The organism is Streptomyces sp. NPDC001401, assembly GCF_042895385.1.
Taxonomy (GTDB): Bacteria; Actinomycetota; Actinomycetes; order Streptomycetales; family Streptomycetaceae; genus Streptomyces.
The window spans coordinates 192854-216735 of sequence record NZ_JBIAWI010000020.1 but is presented as its reverse complement, the minus strand read 5'-3'; the positions used below and the strand labels follow the sequence as shown (position 1 = coordinate 216735).

The following is a 23882-nucleotide window of genomic DNA, read 5'->3' as shown; positions in this document are numbered from 1 at the left end:
TCACGCACGTGCTGCTGCCGGAGTCCCTTTGACCGCGACGAAGTGGTCTCACATGCACACGGTGTCGGGGACGAGGACTGCCGCTGGGCGGAGATCGCCCGGCAGGTCGGTCTGTGCGGTCACAGCACCTGGCGGGCATCGGCAGCGCGGCCCGTGGCATCGACACTCCAACGCACGCCGTGCTGGACGAGGAATTCCAGGAAGTCGGCGGGGGAGTAGGCCTGAGCCGGGGCAAGGACGCCAGGCTTGGCGCCGTCGGCAACGAGCCGGCGCGCGCTTTCGACCGCGATGACCGCTGTGCTCCCCTGCATGTCGATGCCCTGGACGACGCCGCGAGCGTGCCGGCCGTCCTCGCCGGTCGCCTCGACGACGATGATCCAGCGCGCGGTGCGGCGGCTGTCCGCGGGCGGTCCTTCGGGAACGCTGTCGATGAGCGCGGGGGTGATGTCGGCGAATGCGGCCGCCAGTTCCGCAGGGACCACACCCTCGACCCGGCGTGCCGCGACGTGGTGGGGAACCGTGACCACCGCCGGAAGGGGAAACTTCACCACCGGCACCGGGTCGGAGCCGTCCGGAAAGGTGAGTGCCGTACGCCGCGCGGCGATATCGGGATGCCAGCGGCCGTCTTCGTAGCCGAGGCCGCCGCCGGTGAACGCGTCGATGTTCTCCAGCGCCGACCGGAGAGTGCCGCGGGACGGCATCGCGCCACTGCGGACCAGCTCCAGGGCGATGACGAGGTCCCGTACAGGACGGACACGTTCGGCGACGAGGTGAGCGAGCAGGTCACTGGGCAGACCGTCGTCGTTGGTGCCCGGGACCACTGTCACCCCGCCCGCCGCGGCGGGCGCGGCGAAGGCGCTGAAGATCCGATCGAGGTGGTGCTGTTCACCAGCGATGTCGACGTAATGACACCCGGCGGCGATGGCGGCCCGCACGACCGCTTCGCCGGACAGAACGAACGGGCCCGCGCAGTTGATGACCGCGGCACAGTCCTGGAAGGCATGGACGAGTGCGGTGTGGTCCCCGGACTCGGCGCACCGTATTACGGCGCCGTCGACCGCGGCGAGTCCAGCTAGTGCGGCTGCCTCGCCGAGGCGTTCGACGTTCCGGCCGACCAGCACCGTCTTGATGTCCCGCCGGGCCAACTCGGCGACGACGAGCTTGCCGGTGTAACCACCGGCGCCGTATGCCGCGATCCGCATGTCCGATCCCCTTTCGACGACCTCCGAAGGCAGCGTATGGCTCTTGACCGAGACGGTTAATTCGTCAACGTCTCTTCTGCATACGTGATCGTCTTGGGCACCGAGCATCCGGATACGCTGGCCGAATGGACCTGCTCAGCGACGTGATCGCCGCCATGCGCACGGGGCGGGCGCACTATGCGCGCAGTGAGCGGCACGCCCCGTGGGCGGTACGCCACCGGCCCTTCGCCGGTGCCGGCTTCCACCTCGTCCTGGAGGGCAGGAGCTGGCTGATCCCTCCGGACGGCGCACCGATCGAACTCCGGGCCGGAGACGTCGCCTTCCTCCCCCACGGCAGTGCACACTCCGTGGCTGGTGATCCCGCCGTGCTGGTGGCCGACCTCCCCTCCTCACCGCTCGCCGAACCCCACCAGGACAACCGCCCCGGCGGCGCCGGGGCGGGGTCCCGGACCGTGATGCTCTGCGGCGCCTACCTCATGGACCGGGCCCGACCTCACCCACTATTAGGGGAGTTCCCGGAGTTCGTTCACCTGCCGGCCCGCCTCGGCCGGCACTCGTCACTGCGCGGAGCCACCGAACTCCTCGCGACCGAACTGGCACAGCCCCGCCTGGGCAGTGACGCCCTGCTGCCCGCACTGCTCGACGCCCTGTTGCTGTACGTCATGCGGGCATGGCTCGATGAGCGGCCCCGGCACGATGCAACCACCGGCTGGACCGCGGCCCTGCACGACCCGGCCGTCCACGCCGCGCTCCAGGGCATTCACGCCGCGCCGCACCGGCCGTGGACGGTGCAAGAGCTGGGAGCAGTGGCCGGGCTGTCCCGAGCGGCATTCGCACGACGGTTCACCACCCTGGTGGGTCAGCCACCGCTGTCGTACCTGACCTGGTGGCGCATGACCTTCGCAGCCCGGCTCCTCCGCGCTTCCGATGCACCGCTGAAGACCGTGGCCAACCGGATCGGATACACATCCGAGTTCGCGTTCAGCACCGCCTTCAAGCGCGAGCACGGCCTGACCCCCAGCGCCTACCGACGCCAGACGACATCCGCAGATCTTGACACCACGGACGCCGACCGCCGCGTCACCGAATCTGGCGGACGTATGCGGTCACAACACTGATTTGTGGGGCCGACCTGTCAAGGGGCAGTCTTCAGCGGCGTCTCGGGATACGGGTATTGGGCGGCGCCGCTTGCGTGCGTGGGGCCGGACGGTGCCTGCTGGCGCGCGTGTCGGTCTCGACGCGTGGTCCATGCTGATATGCGCCGGTTAGTTATCGCAGGACGGGCTGTTCGGCGGGAGCGTTTCCGGGGGTCTGGAGATTGAGCGTGGCGGCTGTCACCGCTGCTCATAGTGCTGCCGCGGGTCGCTCCTCACGCCGCCGCCACCAGGTCGCCTGCCGGCCGGTCTGTGGGCCCGTCTCAGTCGGGCAGGGTGGCCAGTGACCAGCACCAGCCCGCCAGTTCGCGGGCGATGGCCGCGTTCGCGACTACCGGCCGCTTGTGGTGGGCGATGAAGGTCTTCCAGCGCTGGTTGAGCCGCTGGTTGCCCAGGTGTCCGCGGGTGCGCGCTGCGGCCGGTGCGCGTTGCTGATGGCGATTCTCGAAATCGGCCGGGGCTGCTCCTTGCCTCACCTGGTTGGTCCTTGAAGCGAGTGAGGGCGGTGGGGAGTCAGGAGCGCGTCTTGATCACTCGTCGGTAGGCTCGGTCCATGAGCGGTGACTGGCGGGCGGACCGGATCGGGGCTGCTCTGCGGGGTGAGAACCCGACCGTGCTGCGGCGACTTGAGTCTGGCTTCGCGGTGATCGGCGACGTTCAGTTCCTGCCGGGGTACTCGGTTCTCCTCGTGGACGAACTGGGTGTCCAGCGGCTGTCTGACCTGCCGAGGGCCAAGCGACTGTCGTTCCTGTCCGACATGGACCAACTGGGAGAGGCGGTTGAGCGGGCATGTCGTCGGCTGGACGCCGGCTTCCGCCGGGTCAACCTGGAGATCCTCGGCAACACGGACCCGTTCCTGCATGCCCACGTCTGGCCGAGGTTCGAGTGGGAGCCGACCGAGCTGGTGGGCAAGCCGGTGTGGCTGTATCCGCGTGACCGCTGGAGTGACGAGCGGTTCAGGCTCGGCTCCCAGCACGATGTGCTGCGGGATGAGATCGGTAGCGAACTGGAGCGGCTGGCTTCGATGGCGTGAGGGTGTGGGCCCGCAGACCGTCAGGTGGGAGGGCTCGGTGATCAGTGACGGTCAGTGGACGTCAGGGAGTTCGTCGCAGCGGGACGATGTCGGGTGTGGCCGTGGGGACGGAGGGGCGGGCCGCTTCCGGGGTCGCCAGCAGCGCGACGATGGTGACCGGCTGCTGGCAGACCGGTTCAGGGGGAGGTGTGCGACCAGCCGTGATTGGAGATCTGGTGGCCGCTGTCAAATATCCGCGTCAACTGGCCGGCTGGGATCACCGCATCCGGCGTGCCGGAGCAGTTGCTCTTGTTCAGCCATACCCCAACATCGTTGGTGGTGGCGTTTGTGACGTCCAGCTCGGTGGTGCTTGGTGCGTCGCTGTCCACCGTGCAGCCAGTCTGATCAACGTCGACTTGATCTTGCAGCAGCAGGCCGTCGCTGTTGCGGTCGAGGAAGTCGATCCCCCCGAGAGCCTGGGCGGGCCCCGTTGAGATGGCGAGCGTGGTGGTCGCAACGGCCGCGACCGCGAGGGACAGGATTCGAAGGTGTTTACGGGGCATGGCGGACTTCCTTCCGCAGGGACGAACGCCGTGTGACGCGTCATCCACCACTACCTAAGATGTCAGTGGAGGCGAGTACGAACAGCGGCGCGCGCAGGGGCGCGCGCAGCGCGGCCGTGCCGGGCCAGTCCGCCCGCACGCTGGTGTAACTTGCCCCGCTGTTCGTCGCCCCGGACCTCGGCAGCCCGGTCCGTCCCCGGCTCCCACCGCGAACTGCGCGAGTACGCCAACGACTCCTGTGTCCTCTACGAGGCGCCGGTGATCTGCGTGTTGGTCCGCCCGACCTGCCATCTGCCCGATGCGGCCTAGTACTCCCAGTGGGCTCGATGAGAAGAGCGGAGTGACGGGAGACTTTCACGCTCCGTTCCGTGGGAGCCCGGAGGTGCGATTCAGCCGGTCACGCGACCCTTTGTCGTCGTCAGGAGTTCGCTTGCAGCGCATCAGCCTGGCGCTTTACGAGCAGTCGAACCAGTGGGTGTAGGGCTGGTCGGGGCACTGTTGGCAGATGAAGAGGTAGATGCCGCCCATGTCGCCGAACATCAGTCCCGGCGGGCTCTGGATCAATCGGCGGTCCTCGTAGGGGAGGTCCCAGATGGTGCCGGTATCGGGTGTGTCCTCCACGGGCAGCCAGGTTCGCCATGATGCCCCGTCGAATTCCGCGCTGTTGACCGTGAGCAGGTGGTCCATGCGCTGACCGCAGCCCGCGCAGTCGGGCCAGACCGGTTCCTGTGTCCACGTCGGGTATCCGCCGACCTTGACGCCGTCGGCCACCGACAGGTGCTGCCAGTACGACCAACCGGTCTCCTTCTCCACCCGATCGAACCGCTCCTCCAGCGCTTCGGCGATCTCGTCGGGCAGATCCCAGCTCGGATAATCGACGACCCGTTCAGGGTGCAGGACACACGGGTCGGGCAGGTAGTCCTCCTCGGCGCCGTCCGGCCGGGGGTGCGCGGCGAGTTCCCCGCTACACCTGGAACTGTCGCGCCAGTACAGCTTCGGCAGGGGAATGTAGCCGTGGTCGAAGGGGCACCACAGAACCTGCAGGACGTCCGTGCCGGACGGGAAGGGCAGTTCGGGAACGTCGGTGGCCAACAGCTGGAGCACGGGCACCAGGGGCACCGCACCCGCTCCAGGACTGAATTGACCGTGGTCGTCGTCGCAGTGCGGCCAGGGCAGGGAGTGCGGCCACAGCAGAGGACCACCTATCGAGCTGTCCCGGGGACCGGGATTTCCCGTTCGTGGATGCAGCCGGACGGTGTCCTTGCGATAGGCAGCAACCTCGGGAAACAACATCTCCACGTCGACGGGACGCGGCGGGGTGGTACGAGCCATCTCAGACTCCTGGGGGACCGGCACGCCATCGGCTGATGCCGCGGCGAACGGCAGCGTAATCGTTGGGTGTGACACCCTTGCCGCGCGGCGGCTGGCTCGGGCATTGGCTCGGGCAACACGACAAACCGGTGCCTCCGCCGAGCCCACGCGGCCCCTGCCGGCCCACGGCGCGCGGACTCGGCTCACGCCGAAGCCGCGTTCCGCGCTCGCCTTCAAGAGATGGGGCCATGCTTCTGGAGCCGGAAGGATGGGTGCCCTCAAGCCGCACCGCGTTCTGTGGGCGTCAGTAGTCAGGAAAGGGCAGGGATTTGCCGCCCGCGTGTCGTCGAGGCGCGAATGGTTCCGCGCTCGCCCGAGACCGAGGCGGCCTTGCGGCGCCGACCTGTTGAGTTCGGCGCCACCCTGGTTGAGCCTGAGTGGCTCGGTACCTCGGTCCTTACCTGACGTCGACGAAGTCGCCGGGCGCTGTCGAGGCGGCGGTGGTGGCGGTGCCCGCGAAGACGTAGCGGTAGTACCCGTCGACCGTGGCCGTGGTGGTGGTCTTCAGGACGCCGGTGCTGCTGGTCGTGACGGTCTTGAGGGTGGTGTAGGTGCTGCTGCCCTTCTTGCGGAACTGCAGCTTCGCGGGCTGGGACGCGTAGCCCGCGTACTTGCCCGTCGACCAGTTCGCGCGGGCGAGCTTGCCCGTGACCGTGATGGTCTTGCCCTTCTTGACCGGCTCGGGCGTGGCATCGGCGGTCAGCGTGGAGAGCTTCTTGATCGCGACGATGGCGACGTTGTCGTTGTAGCTGGCGTTCGCGTACAGGTCCCACGCGCCCAGGAACAGCTTCCAGGTCCCGGCCACGCCGTTGTCCTTCATGTCGGTGGCCGGGTGGATGTTGAAGACAGCCTTGCAGTTGTAGACGCCCTGGGTTGCCGTCTCCGTGCAGCTGGGGTCGTCGTCCGTCCCCAGGCCGCCGGTGATGCCGTCCGTGGTCGAGCTGTCGGTGCCCTGCCACAGGAAGGCCTCGGTGAGGGCGACGCCGTTCTGGTCGGTGGCGGTGTACGTGACGGTGACGGACTTCGTGCCGGTGGTGCCGAGGACGATGTCCTTGCCGCCGTTGATGACCGCGTTCGAGAACTTGGTGTTGCCCAGCGAGTCGTTCGGACGAACGGTCTCCGAGGCGAAGGAGCTGAGCTTCGCCGACACACCCGCACGCTCCGACGCCTGGGCGGCAACCGGAAGAGCGAGCGCGGACAGAACGACGGCACCGGAAACTACGGCGGCCGCAACGCGTATACGCATGAATCCCCCACGGGAACCTGAGAGGCCCGCCGAAGTCTCCCTCTGGCCAGGCCTGTTGATCGTCGCATCATATGAACTCAGGTCGGAAATAGTGAAGATCCTTTGTGCAATAAGTGCGTAACGGCCTAGTAGTGCTTCGTTAGGTTCTGGCTCTGAGTCTGCCTGTGGTGAGGGGGCGGCCGCAGGTGGTGCAGGTGCCGGTCCAGCACCTCAGCAGGTCCTGCAGTGCGTCCAGGACCTGGTAGAGGGTCAGCCCGGTATGTCGGCTTTTGGGGCGAGCCGTTGCAGGGTGAGGAAGGCCTGGGCGGTGGTGACGAGGGTGACGTGGTGGTGCCAGCCGCGCCAGGTGCGGCCTTCGAAGTGGTCCAGGCCCAGGCCGTGTTTGAGTTCGCGGTAGTCGTGTTCGATGCGCCAGCGCATCTTCGCCCATCGCACCAGATCGGCGGTCGGGGTGGTGGCGGGCAGGTTGGTCATCCAGTAGCGGGTCGGTTCGGCAGCGGTGTGGGGCTGCTCAATCAACAGGGTCCGCACGGGCAGCACACCGTCCCACCGGCTGCGTCCACCCGCGTGCTCCTGGGCGGTCCGGGTGGCTTCCTTGCCTGAGGGCCGCACCTCCAGCACGGCGAAGCGTGAGGTCATCGTGCCCTTGCTGCCTTCCCGCCAGACGACTTCCTTCAGCCGGGTATCGGCGTCGATGAGCTGGGGCAGTGGCCGGGGAGGTTCTCGGTAGCGGGGCAGCGTGGGCGGCCCCAGCCCGCCGTAGGCAGGCTGATACGGCTCGGCCGCAGCCGGGCGGGCGATCTCCTTGGGGTCGACGGCCATGACATATGACCAGCCGCGTTCCTCCAGGGCGAGCGGGAAGGATACACTGCGGCCGTAGCCGGCGTCGGCCACGATCACCGGCACCGTGGGCAGCCAGGTGGCCAGCCGGTCCAGCAGCCCCAGCGCCAGCCGGGTCTTGGACACATACCCGATGCCGTCCGGCACTCTGGCTGCCCGGCGCCGCTTGTCGTCCGCCGCCCACTCCCGGGGCAGGAACAGCTCCCACTCCAGTGGGCAGGAGGCAGTGTCGGTCGCCGCGTGCACGCTGACCGCGACCTGGCAGTTGGCCCGCTTGCCCAAAGCCCCGCAGTACTGGCGGGCCACCCCGACCGACGCCGTCCCGCACTTGGGAAACGACACATCGTCCACGACCCACACCTCAGGCTGGACCGCCTCACACAGCCGCTGCGCGATCCGCCGACGCACCGGTGTCCACTCCCACGGCGACTGGTTCACGAACTGCTGCAGGGCCTGCATGTTGCCGTCCGGCAGCCGCTCGGCCATCGGCTGGATCGACTTGCGCCGACCGTCCAGCATCAGACCCCGCAGATAGCACTCGCCCCACCGCCGCTGATCCCGCCGCGGCAGAGAACCAAACACATCAGCAACGAACTCCGATAACTCACCCCGGAGCCGTTCCACCTCCCCGAGCTTCACACCCGCCAGCATGCCGCTGACCAGGCAAGATCGGCAGAGCTAACGAAGCACTACTAGGGCGCCCGGGAGCTTCCAGCGAAAAACAACGCTAGGAAGTTGATCTAGGCGCTGCCGGGCTGCCGCTCGCGACAGGCAGCGCTCCGGAACGCATCTCAACGACGACCCTGAACCGTGCGTGTTGACCTGGTCGGATCTGAAGCTTGCCTGCACCCTCACGCGATACGGCAACGGTTCCTGGTCGAGACGGCGTGTTTGATCGCCGTACCAAAGGGGCGGACGCTGAGCCGGCTCAACGTAACCCCGAGCGATACCGGCAGATGCGCGACGAACACGGCCCGCATGAGCCCCGCTTGGTGCAGTTCAGCGCCAAGCGGGTCGGCTGGTCCCGGTCAGGCTGCCCGGGCGGTCAGGACGGTCTTGGCAGCCAGCCGGAGATTCCTGATCATCGGATTCGGGTCGCCCTTGCGGCTGACCAGGACGACCTGGCTGGGGGGAGCGTCCTCGATCGGGATGGTGACGAGGTCGGGACGCAGTGAGCTACGCCGATCGCCGACCGGTAGCACGGCGATCGCCCTGCCACTCGCGACGAGTTCGAGCTTGTCCTCGTAGCTCTCGATCGGCGGCACGCCGGCCCCGAGGATCCGGTAGGAAGTCCAGTCCGCAGTCTCGAACGCGCACGGCGCCGCTTCCTCGCCGGCCAGTTCTTCCGCGGTCACCGACGCGCGGTCGGCCAAGGGATGGCCGCGCGGGACCGCGAGCATCCGGGGCTCCTCGTACAGCGGGGTGGTGAACACGTCGTCGGCGGCGAACGGCAGTGGGGCCCGCGTGATCAGGGCGTCGACGCGCTTGTCGGACAGCGCCCCGACGTCGCGGCAGCTCAGGTACCGGGTGGCGATCTCGGCGTCCGGACAACGGCGGCGCAGTTCCCGTACGGCGGGAGTGATCACCAGGTCTTCGACGTAGCCGATGGCGATTCGTTCGGTCTCGGCTTGTTCACGCACGGCCAGCTCGGCCTGGCGGGCGGCCTGCAGCAGGGCTTGGGCCCGGGGGAGGAAGCTCTGGCCGGCCGGAGTGAGCCGGGTGCCCTGGGGTGTGCGGTCCAGCAGCCGTACGCCGAGATACTTCTCGAGCCGTTGGATCTGGCGGCTCAGCGCCGGCTGGGCGACGTGCAGGTCGGCGGCGGCCCGGCCGAAGTGCTGGTGCGCCGCCACCACGGTGAAGTAGCGCACCAGCCGCAGTTCCAGGTCCTGTCCGAGATCGTTCACCCTTCCAGCGTACGCGTCATGCCGTTTCGGAATGATCAGGTTGCCGAACCGGTCTTGGACGGTCATGCCGTCCTGGGCCTTGACTGAAGGAGCAACGTTTCCCCAGGAAAGCGACAGGCGCGATGAAGGCGATTCAGTTCCACGCAGCGGGCGGGCCGGAGGTTTTGCAGTATGACGAGGTGCCGGTTCCCGAGATCGGCCCCGGCGAGGTGCTCGTCCGGGTGCACGCGGCGGGCATCAACCCGCCGGACTGGTACCTGCGTGAGGGGATGAAGGTCATGCCGGCCGAGATGAGGCCGGCGCTGGAGTTCCCCCTGATCCCCGGGACGGACATGTCGGGCGTGGTCCAGGCGGTCGCTCCGGACGTGCGGGGGTTCGCCGTCGGTGACGAGGTCTTCGGCATGCTGCGATTCCCCGGATTCGACGGCCGGACGTACGCCGAGTACGTGGCCGCGCCGGCTGCGGACCTGGCTCACAAGCCGGCCGGTATCGACCACGTGCAGGCGGCCGGGGCGCCGATGGCCGTGCTGACGGCCTGGCAGTACCTGGTTGATCTCGGCCACGACGTGCCGTCTCCTTTCACCGGCCGGGTGCACCGGCCGGTGCCGATCACGCCAGGGATGACCGTGCTGGTCAACGGGGCCGCCGGTGGGGTGGGCCACTTCGTGGTGCAGCTGGCGAAATGGAAGGGGGCACACGTCATCGCAGTGGCCTCGGGCCGGCACGAGCAGTTCCTGCGCAAGCTCGGCGCCGATGAGTTCATCGACTACACCAGGACGCAGGCCGCGGACGTGGTCAGCGGTGTGGACCTGGTGATCGACACCGTCGGGGGCCCGGACAGCTCACGCTTTCTGACCGTGCTCAAGCGCGGCGGCACCATGCTTCCGGTGTTCTTCGCCGAGTACGACCCGGAAGAGACGGCGAGTCGGGGCATCGCAGTCTCGAACATTCAGGTGCGTTCCAACGGTCCCCAGCTCGCCGAGATCGGGCGCCTGTTCGGCGAGGGCAGGCTCCAGGTCGGGGTGGACAGCACCTACCCACTGCCCGAAGCGGGCAACGCACACAAGCGAGCCGCGCAGGGCCACCTCCAAGGCAAGATCGTGCTGACGGTGGTCTCGTGATCGCCGAACTCCAGCAGGCGGTGGCGAAGTACGCCCACGCCCTGGACGAGCTGAACGTGCCCGAGCTGGAAGCGGTCCTGACCGAAGACACCACCTGGACCTTCACCATGCCCGGACAGGGAGTGCTCGGCCCGGTCGCCGGACGCGCGGCGGTGCTCGACTTCGTCCGCGACGGGCACACGGTCCAGACCGGAAGGGTGCGGCACCACCTGGCCAATGTCGTGGTCACGACGACGGACGCCACCACCGCCGAGGCGCGGGCCTATCTGGTGCAGACGAGGAACACCGGCGAGAGCATCCAGACGATCTCGACCGGGGTCTACACGTTCGGCCTGCGCCGGTCCGACGGCGGGTGGCGGATCGCCGAGCTCACCCTGACGCTGGACAACGCCTTTTAGGGCGGGGCTAGGCATGGACTAGGCAGTGTGTCCGGCGGATCATCGGGTGCCTGCCGGCGGCGCCCGGTTACCGATTGGGCCGACGACGAACAGCGCGGCCTTCTGTAGGGAGATGGTCAGCCGGTCGGCGCGTTGTTGAACGCCAGCAGGTTCGGCTGCCCACTGGCAGATCGAGCAGACGGTCGGGGTGTCGTCGTACTCGCAACCGCAGGGGTGATCCAGGTGCGGGGCTGCTCGCCCTGCGGGCGAATACTGCAACTCTCGAATACCGACACTCCACCAGTGGTGCGCAGGCGTGACCACGCTCCAAGGCCGGCCCCTGCTGCGCAAGCTGCGCTGCAGCACCGGCCGCAGCACCGACGTCGTCCGCGCCGTCCTGAGCCTGGAACTCACGGCCTGGCGCCTGCACCACTTCGGCCGCGTCGACCACACCCTGATCAAGCTCTCCTGACCACGCCCAACCTTCGCCGGAGAAGGAAGATTGCAGCAAAGGCGGGCGGGTCGGAGCGTTCGCCCCGCCCACCGGACGCCCAACGGCACCGGCTGCAAGGACGCGGGGCTGTGGCTCGCAGGGAATACGAGTGTCCCTTGCAGCGCTCGGCATGACACGCTGTGCCTTCAACCGTGCAAACGCAGGAGGTCACCATGACTGCCGATTCTTCACCGCAGGACAGTCCCGAGCCGGCCGACGCCGAGCGCTCTGCTCTGACGCCCGACGAGGACGGCCAGTACGACCTCAAGCGCAAGTTTCGTGAGGCCCTCGCGCGCAAGCGCGGTGGGCAGACCGAGGGTGCCGCGCACACGGATGCGTCGAAGATCCGCGGCGCGCACGGCCCGGCCGCGAGCCAGCGGTCGTTCCGGCGCAAGAGCGGGGGCTGAGTCCCGCGGGGGCGGGGGGGGGGGGGGGGGGGGGGGCCCCGCCCGCCCCCGGGCCCCCCCCCCCCCCCCCCCGGCCCCCATTCACGCCGATCGCCGTCGCACCGCACGGCATCTGCACCGGGAGCACCGGGACTTCGGCACCCCTCAGGACGCCTCCACCGCCGCCTTGATGCGCTGCCCGAACGCGGGCGCGTCCTTACGTGCCGCACCCAGTGCGAAGCCCACCAGCAGCTTCCCGATGCCGTGGCCCTCGAGGACATTGAAGATCCTCACCCTGGTCGTGCCCGGACCGGTGGACTCCAGGTCGTAGCCGCCCTCGTCCGCCGTGACGACGTTCTTGGAGGTCTCCGCCCAGCGGATGCGGTGGGGAGCCTCGAATTCGGTGATCCGGAACTTCCGGCCCGTCTTCATGCCGGCGTCCTTGACCGTGCTCGTAAAGACCGTGCCGACTGCCGTCGGCCCCTCCGGAGTCTTCGTGATCGCCTGGACCCTCGGGCTGAACTTGGGATCGTTGGTGCCGTCGGAGAGAAAGGCGAAGACTTCCTCGATAGGACGGTTGATCTCGGCTGTCGCCTCAAACTGACCGGCCACGATTCCTCCTGTGCTGCGGTCGCTGGAGTTCCGGCTGAGCGCACGCCGTTTTGCCGAGCACCATCAGCGTATCGCCGCGGCTCCACCGCGGGCACATGGTCGTCGATGTCCCACTACGCTCTGCATGATCGATATTGCACGACGCCCGAACACCCGCAGTCCGACACCCCGGGCCTGGCTTGCCGGCCGGGCGTTCGGGAACGTGTTCGGCGAGGAGGCGCCGGTCCGGGTCACCAGCGTCCGGGGTGTCTGTCCGTCAGCCTTCTCGGGCTCCTGTGGGCCAGAGAATGAAGTCGGCGAACGCGCGTCGAGCGGGTTCGGGCCCGACTTCGTCCAGGGCCGCGCGCACGGCGTGCAGGTGGGCCGGGGTCATCTCCAGCGGGGGTTCGTCCGGCTGGTACGTGGTGCGGATCGGGTAGTCGACGCCGGGCTCGCGTGTCATCTCGATGTGGCAGCCCAGTAGGTGGGTGACGGCACGGCGGTCGGCGAACGCGATCAGCCGGTCGATGGTCCGTGAGAAGGCCGGCCAGTCCTCGATGTACAGCCGTCCGCGGTAGACGGTGTCTCCGGTCAGCAGGAATCCGGTCCACGAGTCGTAGAAGGTGACGGCCGCAGCGTCATGGCCCGGAGTCGCGAGGGCTTCCAGCACCCGCCCCCCGAGGTCGAGCGGCCGCACCGCCTCCGGGTCGTCTGCGAAACCGAAGTACGCCCAGGCCGCATCCCGATCGCCACCGACCACGATCGTGTCCGGCCGGTCGAGGAACTGGCTGTCGCCCGCGACGTGATCGCCGTGCGAGTGCGTGTGGAGTACGAGAAGGCCATAGGAGTCGCGGGGGTTGCGAGCCAGCCACGCCTCGACAAGGTCATCGACAGTCCGGCGCAGCGGAAAGAATTCCGCTGACGCCGTGGCACCCGTGTCGATCAGGACCGCCTCGCGATTGCCGAACAACAGGTACAGGAACGGAGCCTCGTAGTTGATCGCCTTGTTCTGCCTCAGCAACACCGTGTGCTGGTCGTACCAGTGCACTTGAAGATCGGGGTCGGTGTTGTGCTTGGCCGACGGCGACCCGTGAATCCAGTCGACGCCCAGTGGCTCTGCGCTGAACTTCCGGACAGCTGGTTCGCCCGCACCGGACACGATGCCTCCCGAAGTGCGTCGTCTTGGCGGGCCGGGTACGTCGCACAGCTCGTCCGGGAAGACACGCGCTCGCGTCTCCAGCCGGGACGCTATCACCGCAGATCGAGTACGAGCGAGCAGCTGCCCGGTAGGGGATCAGGGCGCGGTGAACAGGGTCGGGAAGCGGGGCGCGAGCCAGGGTTTGCGTCCCCAGGCAACGACCTGTCCCCGCCCGATGGCCCGCCACGGGTTGCGTCGGCCCAGCGCGATGAGGAGGAAGGTCACGGGTTCGATCAGGATGGTGCAGTCCGGACGTTCCGGGGGCGCCGGGGTCACGTGCACGGCGCCGTCGTCCAGGCTGACGCCGAACGCCGCGCCGCCGCGGAGGCGGATGGCGTAGCGGACGGCCAGGCCGGCGATGGCCGCCGTGTCGACGACGCGTGGCATGACCGAGAGCATGAACGGCATGCACAGCGCGACACGGTCGCGGTCGATCATGTGCGGGCGGTTCAGCGCGCGAGCGAGGTCGTAGCCGTGGCCCAGCATGTGCGTCAGCAGGTAGGACGCGAGAACGTGCCGGTCCATGGAACCCAGCGGTGTGACGAGTGCAAGGCCGGCGGCGCTCTCGTCGCTCGCGGCCCGATCCGCGGCGTCGAGGAACACGGCGGCCTGCTCGGCGATCATCGACGCCAGCGGCTGTGTCCCGCGCTCCGCGAATACGGCGAGGGCCTGTGCGTTGGCAGCGGCCAGACTCTGCGGCGTGCCGTCCCCGTAGGGGCGTACGTGCCCGGATGCGAGGTCGGCCATCAGCTCGTTGGCCAGTGCCAGATGGGCGGCCGCCTCACCGACCGTCCACTCCGAATCCGGTACGGGAACGGTCGTGTCGGAGGCGCCTTTCAACAGCGTGGCGATGTCGCCGGCGGTCTCACGTATCGCTCGTGCGAGCCCTTCGGGCAGCGGCCCCTGGATGTACTGCTGCGCCGTTGGCTGCACGTTGCCTGTTCCCTCCCGCCCGCCGCGCCCCTCGCGTGTCCGGCGCGCCGTACCCAATCAGACTTGGGGACGCGCGACAAGCCGTCATACCGGATCGCCGAAACCCGAGGACTCGTCGGAGGCCCGGGCCGAGACCGCCGGTTCCGGGGCGGCGGGCGGGTCGTCGAGGAAGTCTGCGGTGGGTACGTGGAACAGGGTGCCGGTGACCGCCGTGGAGAAGTCGAGGAGCCGGTCGTGGCTGCCCGGCGGATCGCCGATGAACATGTTCTCCAGCATCCGCTCGATGACCGACGGGGTGCTGGAGTAGCCGATGAAGTACGTGCCGAACTCGCCGCGTCCGGGAGCGCCGAAGGGCATGTTGTCGCGCAGAATCTGCCGCTCCGTGCCGTCCGGGTCGGTGATCGTGGTGAGCGCAACGTGCGAGTCGGCGGGTTTGAGGTCGTCGGGGAGCTCGATGTCGGAGAGCTTGCGGCGGCCGACCGCAAGCTCCTGTGCCTCGACCGGCAGGGCATTCCACGCCGCCAGGTCGTGCAGGTACTTCTGGACGACGACGTAGCTGCCGCCGGTGAAGTGCGGGTCCTGCTCCGGGTCGGCGGCGCCGATCACCACGGCGGTGCCGGCGGCGGGGCCGGTGGGGTTCTCGGTGCCGTCGACGAAGCCGAGGAGATCGCGTTCGTCGAAGTACTTGAAACCGGATACCTCGTCGCGGACGGTGACCCTGCCGCGCAGCCGGTCCATCAGCTGCGTGGCCAGTTCGAAGCACAGGTCCGGCTGCTGGGCCTTGATGTGGAAGAGCAGGTCCCCCGGGGTGGCGGGTGCGGTGTGCCGGGCGCCGGCCACTTCCCGGAAGCGATGCAGCTCGGCCGGCCTGGGGCCGGCGAACAGGCGGTCCCAGGCGTCGGAGCCGATGCCGGTGACACAGGTCAGCTCCCCTTCCGGGATCCGGAAACCGACGGCCCGCACCAGACCGGCGAGGTCGGTCAGGAGCTCCCGTACCACCGGCTCCCCGCCGGGATCGACGGTCACGACCAGGAAGACGGCGGACCTGGTGAGTGGGCTCAGTACCGCCTGCTGGACGGGTTGCGGCTCGGGCACGAACGCTCCTTGATTCTTCGGCGAAATCCTTCGGTGAAATCCTTCGGCGAACACGGAGGCCGGACTCGATCAGCCTCTCAGCAGGAGCCAGGCCGCCGGGAGATGCGCCCGCCATGGGCCCGCCTTACGAGCTGTGGGTTGCCGGGGCGGGGGTGCTGGCCGCGGGGGCCTGCTTGCGGCGTCGGAGGGCGGGCAGGGGCGGTGGGGTGAGGAAGCCCTCGGCGCGGGCGCTGGCGAGGCCGATGCGGGGGATGTCGCTGGTCTTGGCGAACAGCAGGAAGCGGGGCTCCCACACGGGCCGGTACTTGGCGTTGGCGCGGTAGAGGGACTCGATCTGCCACCAGCGGGAGAAGAAGGTCAGCACCGAGCGCCACAGCCGCAGCACCGGGCCCGCGCCCAGTCGTGCGCCGCGCTCGAAGACCGAGCGGAACATCGCGAAGTTAAGCGACACCCGCCGCACGCCCAACTCTTCGGCACGCAGCAGGAGTTCGACGACCATGAACTCCATCAGGCCGTTCTCGCAGGCACGCTCCCGGCGCATCAGGTCCAGCGACAGCCCGTGCTCGCCCCAGGGCACGAAGCTGAGCAGGGCGCGCGGCTCACCGTCGGCGTCGCGGCACTCCAGCATCACGCAGCGGCCGTCGCCGGGGTCGCCGAGCCGTCCCAGCGCCATGGAGAAGCCGCGCTCGGTCGGGCCGTCGCGCCAGTGGTCGGCCTTGTCGATCAGCCGGGTCATCTCGTCGTCCGGGATGTCCTCGTGGCGGCGGAGGCGCACGGTGTATCCGGCCCGGCGCACGCGGTTGTGTGCCTGCCGTACGACCCGCATCGCGCGCCCTTCGAGGGTGAAGTCGGCGATCTCCACGATGGCCTCGTCGCCCAGCTCCAGGGCGTCCAGTCCGTGCCGGGCGTAGATCGTCCCGGCCTCCTCGCTCGCGCCCATCACCGCCGGGCTCCAGGCGTGGCGGCGCGCCTCTTCCAGCCATGCGTCGATGGCGCCGGGCCAGGCCTCGGGGTCGCCGATCGGATCGCCGGAGGCCAGGCTGACGCCGCCGACCACCCGATAGGTGACGGCCGCCTTGCCGCTGGGGGAGAAGATGGCGGTCTTGTCGCGGCGCAGGGCGAAGTAGCCCAGGGAGTCACGGGCGCCGTGCCGGGCCAGCAGGTCGCGCAGCCGCTGTTCGTCGTCCTGGCCGAGCAGGGCGCGGCCGCGCGGGGCGCGGAAGCAGGCGTACAGGACGAGGAGGAAGGTCGCGGCGATCAGGATGTTGATGAGGACGTCGACCCAGCGGGGCGCGTGCACGGCGTCGATGCGGTCGGCGAGCGGGCCGACGCTGATGCCGCGCAGCAGGGTGTAGGCGATCTCGTCGGCCAGGGAGGCGTGGGGCTGCGTGTTGGTGGCGCCGACCAGCAGCGTGCCGAGCGTGCCGCTGACGAGGATGCCGCCCGCTCCCGTGGCGAGGGCCAGCTTCGGATTGGAGCGGTCCCCGATGGCCGTGAACTCCCGGCGCCCGACGAGCAGCGCGGCCACGAACAGGCCGGTGAGCAGCAGGGAGGCCCAGTTGGTGGCGTGCCTGCGGTACGCCTCCTGGGTCATGGCCAGCGTGTAGAGCGCGAACAGTCCGCCGGCCAGCAGCAGGTTGAAGATCCAGGCGGCCCGTTTGCGGCGCCGCATCACCACGGCGAGGAAGAGTGCCAGCGCCGCCGAGATGAGCCCGGCGGTGGCCAGGTAGGGCGTGAAATGCTCGCCGACGTTGTGCTCGTGGACCTCGTCGCCGAACGATACGGAGACCACCGCGGCCAGGTTGAGCAGGGCGAGCAGCCGCAGGTACCAGACCGTGGCGGAGGCTGCCGCTGTGCGCAGTCGCGGTGGCGCGGACGGGGAGGGGACGCGGTCCGTGCGGGGCGGGTGCTGTCGGGGGATCAAGGCCGAGGGGTGTGCGGGCACCGTGGGGATTCACCTTGGAAGGAGGCCGGGGTCACCGGCGTGGACGGGGACGGAAGCGGGGCTGCGCCGCGTAGGGCGCGTCTCGGGGAGGGCGGGGACTGCTGCTGATGCGTGACCTGCGCTGTTCGTTCGGCGGCGTATCGTACGGGTTCCCAGGCGCCGAGGCCGTCGGCGGAGCGTCGAGAGGGAGATCGTCGCCGAATTCCTTCCGGAGTTCAGCCGATGCCGGCGCCCGGCCGGCTCTCGTCGACCTTCGCCCTGCACTCCTGAGGTGTGCGCGTTAGCTTGACCATGTTTGTTTGTTCCTGGCTCCAGCAGTCGACCCTACATTCTGTAGGGTAATGAACACCGTACACGTCGTCGAGGGGCGAGGGACGGATGATGACCAGGGCCCCGCACACCGCGACGCTGCGTCGCACCCGCGGTCAGAAGCCGCCACTGGCCCCGGTCGCGGGACGGGACCGCAAGGGCGAGTGGTGGCTGGCGGCGGTGGCGGGGGCCTTCACCCTGGCCCAACTGGTGGTCGTACGGCCGGGGATGAGGCTGGGCTGGGACGAGGCGGTGTACGTCAGCCAGGTCAGCCCCCATGCCCCGGCCGCGTTCTTCAGCGCCCCCCGCGCCCGCGGCATCTCGCTGCTGGTCGCGCCGATCGCCGGCTGGTCGTCGTCCACCCCGCTCCTGCGGGTCTACCTGGCGCTGCTGTCGGGCCTCGGCCTGTTCCTGGCGTTGCGCGCCTGGCGGGGCCTGTTCCCGGTCCGGGTACTCGCGCTGGGCGGCGCCCTGTTCGCGAGCCTGTGGGTGACCGTGTTCTACGGCCCCCAGGCCATGCCCAACTACTGGGTGGCGGTCGGCGCCCTGGCCGGCGTCGCCTGCTTCCTGCACGCCCAGGCCGACCGCACCCGGCAAGGTCCGGTGTGGGGGCTGGCGGCAAGCGCCGTACTGATGGCGTGGATGCGGCCCACGGATGCACTGTGGACAAGCCTGCCGTTGCTCTTCGCCCTGGTGTGCCTTCGCCGGTGGCGGCACGGGCGCCTGCTCACCGCCCTGGCGGGTGGTCTGGCGGCCGGAGCGGCCGAGTGGGTGATCGAGGCATACGTCCGCTTCGGCGGCCTCGGCCAGCGGCTGTCCGAGGGCTCCGAGATCCAGGGCGAGCTGGGCTGGCACATCGCCATCGGTGACCAGCTGCGCAGCCTGGGCGGACGCTCGCTGTGCCGCCCGTGCACCGGCGCGATGCCGAACCCGGCGGTGACGGCCTGGTGGTTCGCCCTGCCGGTGTTGGCGGCCCTCGGACTGGCCGTGGCCGTGCGGGCCCGGCGCACGCCGCTCACCGCGCTGCCGCTGGCCTGCGCGGCGACCGCGGCGATCCCGTACCTGTTCCTCATCGGATACGCCGCGCCCCGCTTCCTGCTGCCCGCCTACGCGCTGCTGGCCATCCCGGTCGCCGACGCGCTCGCCTGGCTGGTCACCGCGCCGAGCCCGGCCTGGCGGCCCATCGCCGTGACGCTGCTGGCCGTGGGGCTGGCCGGGCATCTGGCGGTGCAGTACGCGGTGCTGGCGCACACCGCCCGGCGCACCACCGCCGACCACGAGGGCTGGGCGCGCACCGCCGCCGCGCTGCACCGCATGGGCGTACGCCCGCCGTGCCTGCTCACCGGGCCGTCGGCCATCCCGATCGCCTTCTCCGCGGGGTGCGGCTCCGCCAACACCGGTGGCCCCAACGCCAACACCAACGCCGCGGCCATCGCCCGGGCGGCCCAGCGGATGCCGGTCGCCGTCCTCACCACCGGCACGGCCCGCCCGCCGTCGTACGCCCGCGGCTGGACGTTGACCCGACTGGACGGTGGCGTGTACGCCTACCTCGCGCCCACCGCACGACGGGTTCGAGCCCGATGAACGCAGCGCCACGCCGGCCATGGCGGTGGGCTGGGGTTCGCCGACGTGGGTCGGGGCTGACGGAGATCGCCGACGGGGCGAGCTGCCGGATGCTGTGGCTGTAGCGTCCCACGGTGACACGGCCCTCCAGGAAGCGGTCCAGGACCTCGGCCACCCGTGCACCCCCGCACACGCCGACGCAGAGGCAGCCGTCCCCGGCGAGCGCGTCGGCGACTTCCCCGACCTGAGCTGAAGGCGCCCACCGCCACCTGCCAACTCACCTACCCTGTGACGCCGACGAAAGCAGCCGGCCAGAACACCCCCCCTGCCGACGGTCCCAATGACTCTTGTCAGCGTCGCGGAGGTCCGATGTGAGAGATGTCGTGATACGAGGCGGAGCAGACGGCGAAAAGGGCCGTATGGCACCCGAAACCGGAGGGTCGGACGGCCGGCGCCTTGCGCTCGATAATGCAAGTCACCGGCCAGACCCGAAACACGCAGAAAAGTGACGAAGCTCTGGTGATGCCTACATGAATGGCACAACCGATCTACCTGTGAGCAGCACATTCCGGGCTCCGGCGTACGCCACCCGGGCCAGGGAGGCCACCAGAAAATCTGGAAAGCGTTTTCTGTGCGCCTGTTCAAAGGAATTAGAGCCTGGATAACGTCGAATCATGCCATCCGTTGAATCCGCCGCAGGCTTACAGGCTGAACTGCTGGCAACGGGGAAAATCCGGAGCGGGCTGTCGATCGCAGCCGCCGGCCCCACTGAGATCACCTACAGGCGCGTCTCAATCCAGCCGTCCGGTTTCACCGGATGGCACTACCATCCCGGACCTGTCGCGGTAATAGTCGAATCCGGTGTCCTCACCCGGATGTTCTCCGACGGATCGAGCGAGGTGTCGGGCCCCGGCGACATCATCATCGAACCGGCCGGACCGGAGCACGTCCACGCCGGGCACAACCAGGGCAACGTCCCAGTGGTGCTGTATATGGCCTACTTCATCCCGTGCGGTGCGGAACACACCGTCGCCGCCGAGGCCCCGCGCGGCTGTCGGCCAACCGGCCGCACAGCACAAGCGGGGCTGGAGACGGCCGCTTGAAGAACATCCCCTTTGGCGAACGCGCGCCACGGCGCTACTGAGCCGCACATCGCTGTCCGAAAAAGCGAAGTCACCCGCCGCCACCTGCCCATGTGCCGCAAGCCGTACGCCAGATGATGTAGCGGCGGATCATGCTGCCCTGCGCCTCGTGGCCGGCGTGGTCGGTGCCATCCAGCGCGACGTAACGCAAGGCGCGCCGTAGGGGAGAAGCCCGGCCTGGACGGCCTCGAGCACCTGCACCCGTGTGATCACGATTCGTCGCACCCGGAGCGGGGCGTCGCGCAGCATGCGATGTGGGACTGGACCTGGGACGCGGTGGAGGAACCGCCCCAGCAGCTGCCGCTGGTGCTGATGCTGCGGCACTTCAGCGGCATCACCTCGTACCAGGAGATCGCCGCCGCCTGCGAGACACCGGTCGGCACGGTGCGCAGCCGGCTCAACCGGGCTCGGGCGAAGCCGGCCCAGGTGCTGTTGTCGACCGCCGCCCAGTCGCACGACGACTTCCGTGCTCACCGAGCTCAGCAGGCAGGAGTCCCTGGCGACCCTGCAGGGGGCAGCGCGCGGCGATTTGCCCTGGCAGGTCGCCGAGTTGTGGCTCGCGGAGACCGAACTGCTCGGCACGCTCAGCCGCGGCAACGGACCGCTGGTCGGCGTCTTCGTAGCCGCTCGACGCGGTGGTTGAGATCCAGCCGCCGGTCGTGCTGGCGACGCCCTCGCCGTGGCCCTGGGCTGCAAGGACGGCCCGGTCCCCGCTCTGATATCGGAGCGCAGACGCGCCCGGCCGAGGCGTCATCACTGGATTCGGGTGATCTCCCCGGATTAGGCTGGCGACTCGCCTGGAGGAGAATGCGCGATGGCTGATGGGCCGGGCAGAGTCGGGTTGATCGACCGGCACGATCTGGTCGCCACCCTGGACCTTGCCGTACGGCAGAGAGTCACGATCGTCTCGGCGCCGGCGGGCAGCGGGAAGACCTCCTTGTTGCGGGCCTGGGCCGATCGGTTCGGCCAGGAGCGGCCCATCGCGTTCGTCTCCGTACGACTCGGCGAGCACGACGCCCAGCTGTTCTGGCTCGATCTGGTCGGCGCCGTCCGCGGTGCTCTGAACAAGGTGGCGGAGCAGCCGCACGCGACGCCCGGTTTCGATGGCGGCGCCATGGTGGACCGAGTGCTGTCGGAGCTCGTCGAGACCGACAGACCCATCACCCTGGTCGTCGACGATCTTCATGAGCTCGGCTCGGCGGACGCCCTCGAACAGTTCAGCCGGCTTCTGACCTGCCTTCCCCGCCACGCACATGCGGTCCTCGCCACCCGCCGCGATCTTCCCCTGGGGCTGCACAGGCTGCGTCTGACCGGTGATCTGGCCGAGATCCGCGGCCCGCAGCTGCGCTTTGCCGAGGCCGAGACCCGCGCTCTGCTGGCGGCGTCCGGCCTGGAGCTGCCTGACCACCTCACCGCCACGCTGCAGCAGCGGACCGAGGGCTGGGCTGCCGGCCTGCGGCTCGCGGCGCTCTCCCTGGCCGGCCATCCCGACCCCGAGCGTTTCGTCGCCGAATTCTCCGGCAGCGACCGCACGGTGGCCGAGTATCTGATGGCTGAGATGCTGGAGCGGCAGCCCAAGGACGTCCAGCGACTGCTCCTGCGCACCTCTGTGGTGGACCGGGTCAATGGCGAGCTTGCGGACCTGCTCACCGGTTCGTCCGGGTCCGAGCGGATCCTGCTGGAGCTGGAGGACGCCAACGCGTTCGTCGTGTCGCTCGACACCGACCGCACCTGGTTCCGCTACCACCACCTGTTCGCCGGGCTCCTTCGGCTGGAACTACGCCGCACACAGCCCGAGGAACTGCCTGAACTGCACCGGCTCGCCGCCCATTGGCTGGCGGGGCGAGCGCGGATCGCCGATGCCATCGAGCATCTCCAGGCCGCGGGTGACTGGTCCGAGGCGGCCCGTCTGCTCACCGACCACGCCCTGAGCCTGACCCTCGACGGCCAGGCCGACACCATCCAGGCGCTGCTGGATTCCTTCCCCGCCAGGACGTACGAGAACGAGCTGGCCCTGGCATACGCGACCGCCGACCTCAACCGGTTCCGTCTGGAGGAGGCGTCCGCCCATCTGGGGATCGCGCGGAGCTATGCCAAGTCGACGCCGTCGGATCGCGGCAACCGCCTGACCATGGCGATCTCCTCCCTTGAACTGCAGCTGGCGCGGATGCGCGGCCATTTCGACGGCGTGTTCGAGCTGATGGGCTCGCTGCCGTCGCCCGCGGCCGGCCGGTCCAGCGCCGACATCGCCCTCAGCAGCGATCTGCAGGCCGGCGGGCTGCTCAACCTCGGCGTCACGGAGGCGTGGCTGCTGCGGCTCTCCGACAGCGAGCGTCACCTCACGGAGGGCGCCGCCCTCGCCCGCGCCGGCCGGCGGCCCTACCTGGAGGTCGCCTGTCTCGCGCACCTCGGTTTCGCCGCCGCCGTCCATTCCTTCGGTCTGGCCCGTCGGCGCTGCGAGGAGGCGATCGCGCTGGCGGAGCGGCACGGCTGGGACGACCATCCCGTCATCGTCCCCGCGCTGGCGACGCTCGCCGGGGCCAAGATCTGGATGGGCGAGTTCGACGACGGTGAACGCTGGCTTGAGCGCGCGACGAAGGCCGGCAGGTCGGGTGCCGAACCGGGGATCCGGCTGCTCCTGCACCTCATCACCGGGGTGCTGCACGCCGCACGCGGCCGCAACGACCGGGCGCTGGAGGAGTTCGACGCCGCCATGCGGGTGAACGCTCTCATGGCCGGGGAGCACGCGTTGGAGGTGCGGGTGGCGTCCTGGACGATCGCCACGCAGGCCCGGCTCGGGTTGCTCGAACAGGCCCGGGCGGGGCTGGCGGTGCTGACAGACCGGCAGCTGGCCAGGGGCGAGCTCTGCAACGCCGTTGCGACGCTCCGTCTCGCCGAGCACGACCCCGTCGCCGCCCGAAGCGCGCTCGACCCGGTGCTGGAAGGAACCGCGCCGGTCAATCCGCACCTCACTCTGATCGAAGCCCACCTCCTGGACGCTCTGGCTCATCACGAACTGGGCGGGCGACAGGCGGCAGCGGCGGCCGTCGAGCGGGCACTCTCCCTCGCCGAGCCGGACCGGCTGGTCCTCCCGTTCGCCATGACCGGTGCTTGGAGACTGCTGGAAACGCTGCCGGTGCGGGGGAACAGGCGCAGTGGGCAGATCACCGGCATCCTCGACGCCGTGCACGGCCGTGCCAGGCCCGTCGACGCCGACCAGGACCGGGCCGAATCCCTCAGCCCGAGCGAACTGCGTGTGCTGCGCTACCTGCCGACCAACCTCACCCGGCAGGAGATCGCCAACGAGATGACGGTCTCCCTGAACACCATCAGCACCCACATTCGCAACATCTACGCCAAGCTCGGGGTCACCGACCGCTCGGCAGCCGTGCAGCGCGGCCGTGACCTGCGCCTTCTGCCTGTCGGCAGAAGGTGAG

At 69.4% G+C, this 23882-nt stretch carries 25 protein-coding genes and 1 riboswitch; of the genes, 12 read left to right on the top strand and 13 right to left on the bottom strand.

Going from position 1 to position 23882, the window contains the following annotated elements:
* Nucleotides 1-119: 119 nt before the first annotated feature.
* Entirely contained in the window at nucleotides 120-1202 is a 1083-nt protein-coding gene (locus ACFY10_RS44945; protein ID WP_390671151.1) for a saccharopine dehydrogenase family protein, read from the bottom strand.
* 125 nt (nucleotides 1203-1327) lie between these two features.
* Here ACFY10_RS44945 and ACFY10_RS44940 point away from each other — a divergent pair, with 125 nt between their 5' ends.
* Nucleotides 1328-2320 carry an AraC family transcriptional regulator gene (locus tag ACFY10_RS44940; RefSeq protein WP_390671150.1) on the top strand — a complete coding sequence of 331 codons (993 nt, stop codon included), beginning with the start codon at nucleotides 1328-1330 and terminating at the stop codon, nucleotides 2318-2320.
* A 299-nt stretch (nucleotides 2321-2619) separates the two neighbouring features.
* On the opposite strand, the gene ACFY10_RS44935 is transcribed toward ACFY10_RS44940, so the two are convergent.
* A complete protein-coding gene (locus ACFY10_RS44935; protein WP_390671149.1) occupies nucleotides 2620-2832 on the bottom strand; it encodes a hypothetical protein in 213 nt (70 codons plus the stop codon).
* A gap of 77 nt (nucleotides 2833-2909) precedes the next feature.
* On the opposite strand from ACFY10_RS44935, the gene ACFY10_RS44930 reads away from it, so the two are divergent.
* Entirely contained in the window at nucleotides 2910-3389 is a 480-nt protein-coding gene (locus ACFY10_RS44930; RefSeq protein WP_390671148.1) for an HIT family protein, read from the top strand.
* A gap of 176 nt (nucleotides 3390-3565) precedes the next feature.
* On the opposite strand, the gene ACFY10_RS44925 is transcribed toward ACFY10_RS44930, so the two are convergent.
* Nucleotides 3566-3931 carry a hypothetical protein gene (locus ACFY10_RS44925; protein WP_390671147.1) on the bottom strand — a complete coding sequence of 122 codons (366 nt, stop codon included), beginning with the start codon at nucleotides 3929-3931 and terminating at the stop codon, nucleotides 3566-3568.
* A gap of 150 nt (nucleotides 3932-4081) precedes the next feature.
* Here ACFY10_RS44925 and ACFY10_RS44920 point away from each other — a divergent pair, with 150 nt between their 5' ends.
* A complete protein-coding gene (locus ACFY10_RS44920; protein WP_390671146.1) occupies nucleotides 4082-4240 on the top strand; it encodes a hypothetical protein in 159 nt (52 codons plus the stop codon).
* 144 nt (nucleotides 4241-4384) lie between these two features.
* Here ACFY10_RS44920 and ACFY10_RS44915 read toward each other — a convergent pair whose 3' ends face one another.
* The 4 genes from ACFY10_RS44915 to ACFY10_RS44900 form a co-directional block, all read right to left on the bottom strand.
* Nucleotides 4385-5263 carry a DUF1963 domain-containing protein gene (locus ACFY10_RS44915; protein WP_390671145.1) on the bottom strand — a complete coding sequence of 293 codons (879 nt, stop codon included), beginning with the start codon at nucleotides 5261-5263 and terminating at the stop codon, nucleotides 4385-4387.
* A gap of 436 nt (nucleotides 5264-5699) precedes the next feature.
* Complete coding sequence (locus ACFY10_RS44910) at nucleotides 5700-6548, bottom strand: hypothetical protein (protein WP_390671144.1); 849 nt, start codon at nucleotides 6546-6548, stop codon at nucleotides 5700-5702.
* A 249-nt stretch (nucleotides 6549-6797) separates the two neighbouring features.
* Complete coding sequence (locus ACFY10_RS44905) at nucleotides 6798-8027, bottom strand: IS701 family transposase (RefSeq protein ID WP_390671143.1); 1230 nt, start codon at nucleotides 8025-8027, stop codon at nucleotides 6798-6800.
* Nucleotides 8028-8416: 389 nt separating this feature from the next.
* The gene (locus ACFY10_RS44900; protein WP_390671142.1) at nucleotides 8417-9292 is read right to left on the bottom strand and encodes a LysR family transcriptional regulator; all 876 of its coding nucleotides are present in this window, start codon (nucleotides 9290-9292) and stop codon (nucleotides 8417-8419) included.
* Between the two features lie 122 nt (nucleotides 9293-9414).
* On the opposite strand from ACFY10_RS44900, the gene ACFY10_RS44895 reads away from it, so the two are divergent.
* From ACFY10_RS44895 to ACFY10_RS44880, 4 genes are all read left to right on the top strand, one after another.
* Nucleotides 9415-10413, top strand: a complete 999-nt coding sequence (locus ACFY10_RS44895; RefSeq protein WP_390671141.1) for an NADP-dependent oxidoreductase — start codon at nucleotides 9415-9417, stop codon at nucleotides 10411-10413.
* Nucleotides 10410-10811: a nuclear transport factor 2 family protein gene (locus ACFY10_RS44890; protein WP_390671140.1), complete on the top strand. Its 402-nt coding sequence runs from the start codon at nucleotides 10410-10412 to the stop codon at nucleotides 10809-10811. Before ACFY10_RS44895 ends, ACFY10_RS44890 begins: the two co-directional genes overlap by 4 nt.
* Nucleotides 10812-11106: 295 nt before the next feature.
* A complete protein-coding gene (locus ACFY10_RS44885) occupies nucleotides 11107-11262 on the top strand; it encodes a hypothetical protein (protein ID WP_390671176.1) in 156 nt (51 codons plus the stop codon).
* A gap of 194 nt (nucleotides 11263-11456) precedes the next feature.
* Complete coding sequence (locus ACFY10_RS44880) at nucleotides 11457-11690, top strand: DUF5302 domain-containing protein (RefSeq protein WP_390671139.1); 234 nt, start codon at nucleotides 11457-11459, stop codon at nucleotides 11688-11690.
* 144 nt (nucleotides 11691-11834) lie between these two features.
* Here ACFY10_RS44880 and ACFY10_RS44875 read toward each other — a convergent pair whose 3' ends face one another.
* The 5 genes from ACFY10_RS44875 to ACFY10_RS44855 form a co-directional block, all read right to left on the bottom strand.
* The gene (locus ACFY10_RS44875) at nucleotides 11835-12281 is read right to left on the bottom strand and encodes an SRPBCC family protein (RefSeq protein WP_390671138.1); all 447 of its coding nucleotides are present in this window, start codon (nucleotides 12279-12281) and stop codon (nucleotides 11835-11837) included.
* 256 nt (nucleotides 12282-12537) lie between these two features.
* Complete coding sequence (locus tag ACFY10_RS44870) at nucleotides 12538-13419, bottom strand: MBL fold metallo-hydrolase (RefSeq protein WP_390671137.1); 882 nt, start codon at nucleotides 13417-13419, stop codon at nucleotides 12538-12540.
* Nucleotides 13420-13431: 12 nt separating this feature from the next.
* A riboswitch (guanidine-III (ykkC-III) riboswitch) is annotated at nucleotides 13432-13500 on the bottom strand.
* A gap of 54 nt (nucleotides 13501-13554) precedes the next feature.
* Nucleotides 13555-14391 (bottom strand): maleylpyruvate isomerase family mycothiol-dependent enzyme, encoded by an 837-nt coding sequence (locus ACFY10_RS44865; protein WP_390671136.1) that lies wholly within the window; start codon nucleotides 14389-14391, stop codon nucleotides 13555-13557.
* Nucleotides 14392-14475: 84 nt separating this feature from the next.
* Nucleotides 14476-15486 (bottom strand): Dyp-type peroxidase, encoded by a 1011-nt coding sequence (locus ACFY10_RS44860; protein ID WP_390671135.1) that lies wholly within the window; start codon nucleotides 15484-15486, stop codon nucleotides 14476-14478.
* A gap of 124 nt (nucleotides 15487-15610) precedes the next feature.
* A complete protein-coding gene (locus tag ACFY10_RS44855) occupies nucleotides 15611-17347 on the bottom strand; it encodes a phosphatidylglycerol lysyltransferase domain-containing protein (RefSeq protein ID WP_390671172.1) in 1737 nt (578 codons plus the stop codon).
* A gap of 465 nt (nucleotides 17348-17812) precedes the next feature.
* On the opposite strand from ACFY10_RS44855, the gene ACFY10_RS44850 reads away from it, so the two are divergent.
* The 3 genes from ACFY10_RS44850 to ACFY10_RS44840 all read left to right on the top strand — a co-directional run bounded on the left by ACFY10_RS44850 (nucleotide 17813) and on the right by ACFY10_RS44840 (nucleotide 20406).
* A complete protein-coding gene (locus ACFY10_RS44850) occupies nucleotides 17813-19324 on the top strand; it encodes a hypothetical protein (protein WP_390671171.1) in 1512 nt (503 codons plus the stop codon).
* A 94-nt stretch (nucleotides 19325-19418) separates the two neighbouring features.
* The gene (locus ACFY10_RS44845; RefSeq protein WP_390671134.1) at nucleotides 19419-19556 is read left to right on the top strand and encodes a hypothetical protein; all 138 of its coding nucleotides are present in this window, start codon (nucleotides 19419-19421) and stop codon (nucleotides 19554-19556) included.
* 421 nt (nucleotides 19557-19977) lie between these two features.
* A complete protein-coding gene (locus ACFY10_RS44840) occupies nucleotides 19978-20406 on the top strand; it encodes a cupin domain-containing protein (RefSeq protein WP_390671133.1) in 429 nt (142 codons plus the stop codon).
* Between the two features lie 248 nt (nucleotides 20407-20654).
* Here ACFY10_RS44840 and ACFY10_RS44835 read toward each other — a convergent pair whose 3' ends face one another.
* Nucleotides 20655-20828: a hypothetical protein gene (locus ACFY10_RS44835; RefSeq protein WP_390671175.1), complete on the bottom strand. Its 174-nt coding sequence runs from the start codon at nucleotides 20826-20828 to the stop codon at nucleotides 20655-20657.
* On the opposite strand from ACFY10_RS44835, the gene ACFY10_RS44830 reads away from it, so the two are divergent.
* The gene (locus ACFY10_RS44830) at nucleotides 20758-21267 is read left to right on the top strand and encodes a sigma factor-like helix-turn-helix DNA-binding protein (protein WP_390671170.1); all 510 of its coding nucleotides are present in this window, start codon (nucleotides 20758-20760) and stop codon (nucleotides 21265-21267) included. The two genes, ACFY10_RS44835 and ACFY10_RS44830, sit on opposite strands and share 71 nt — an antisense overlap.
* A complete protein-coding gene (locus ACFY10_RS44825; protein WP_390671132.1) occupies nucleotides 21260-23881 on the top strand; it encodes a LuxR C-terminal-related transcriptional regulator in 2622 nt (873 codons plus the stop codon). Before ACFY10_RS44830 ends, ACFY10_RS44825 begins: the two co-directional genes overlap by 8 nt.
* Nucleotide 23882: the final 1 nt, after the last annotated feature.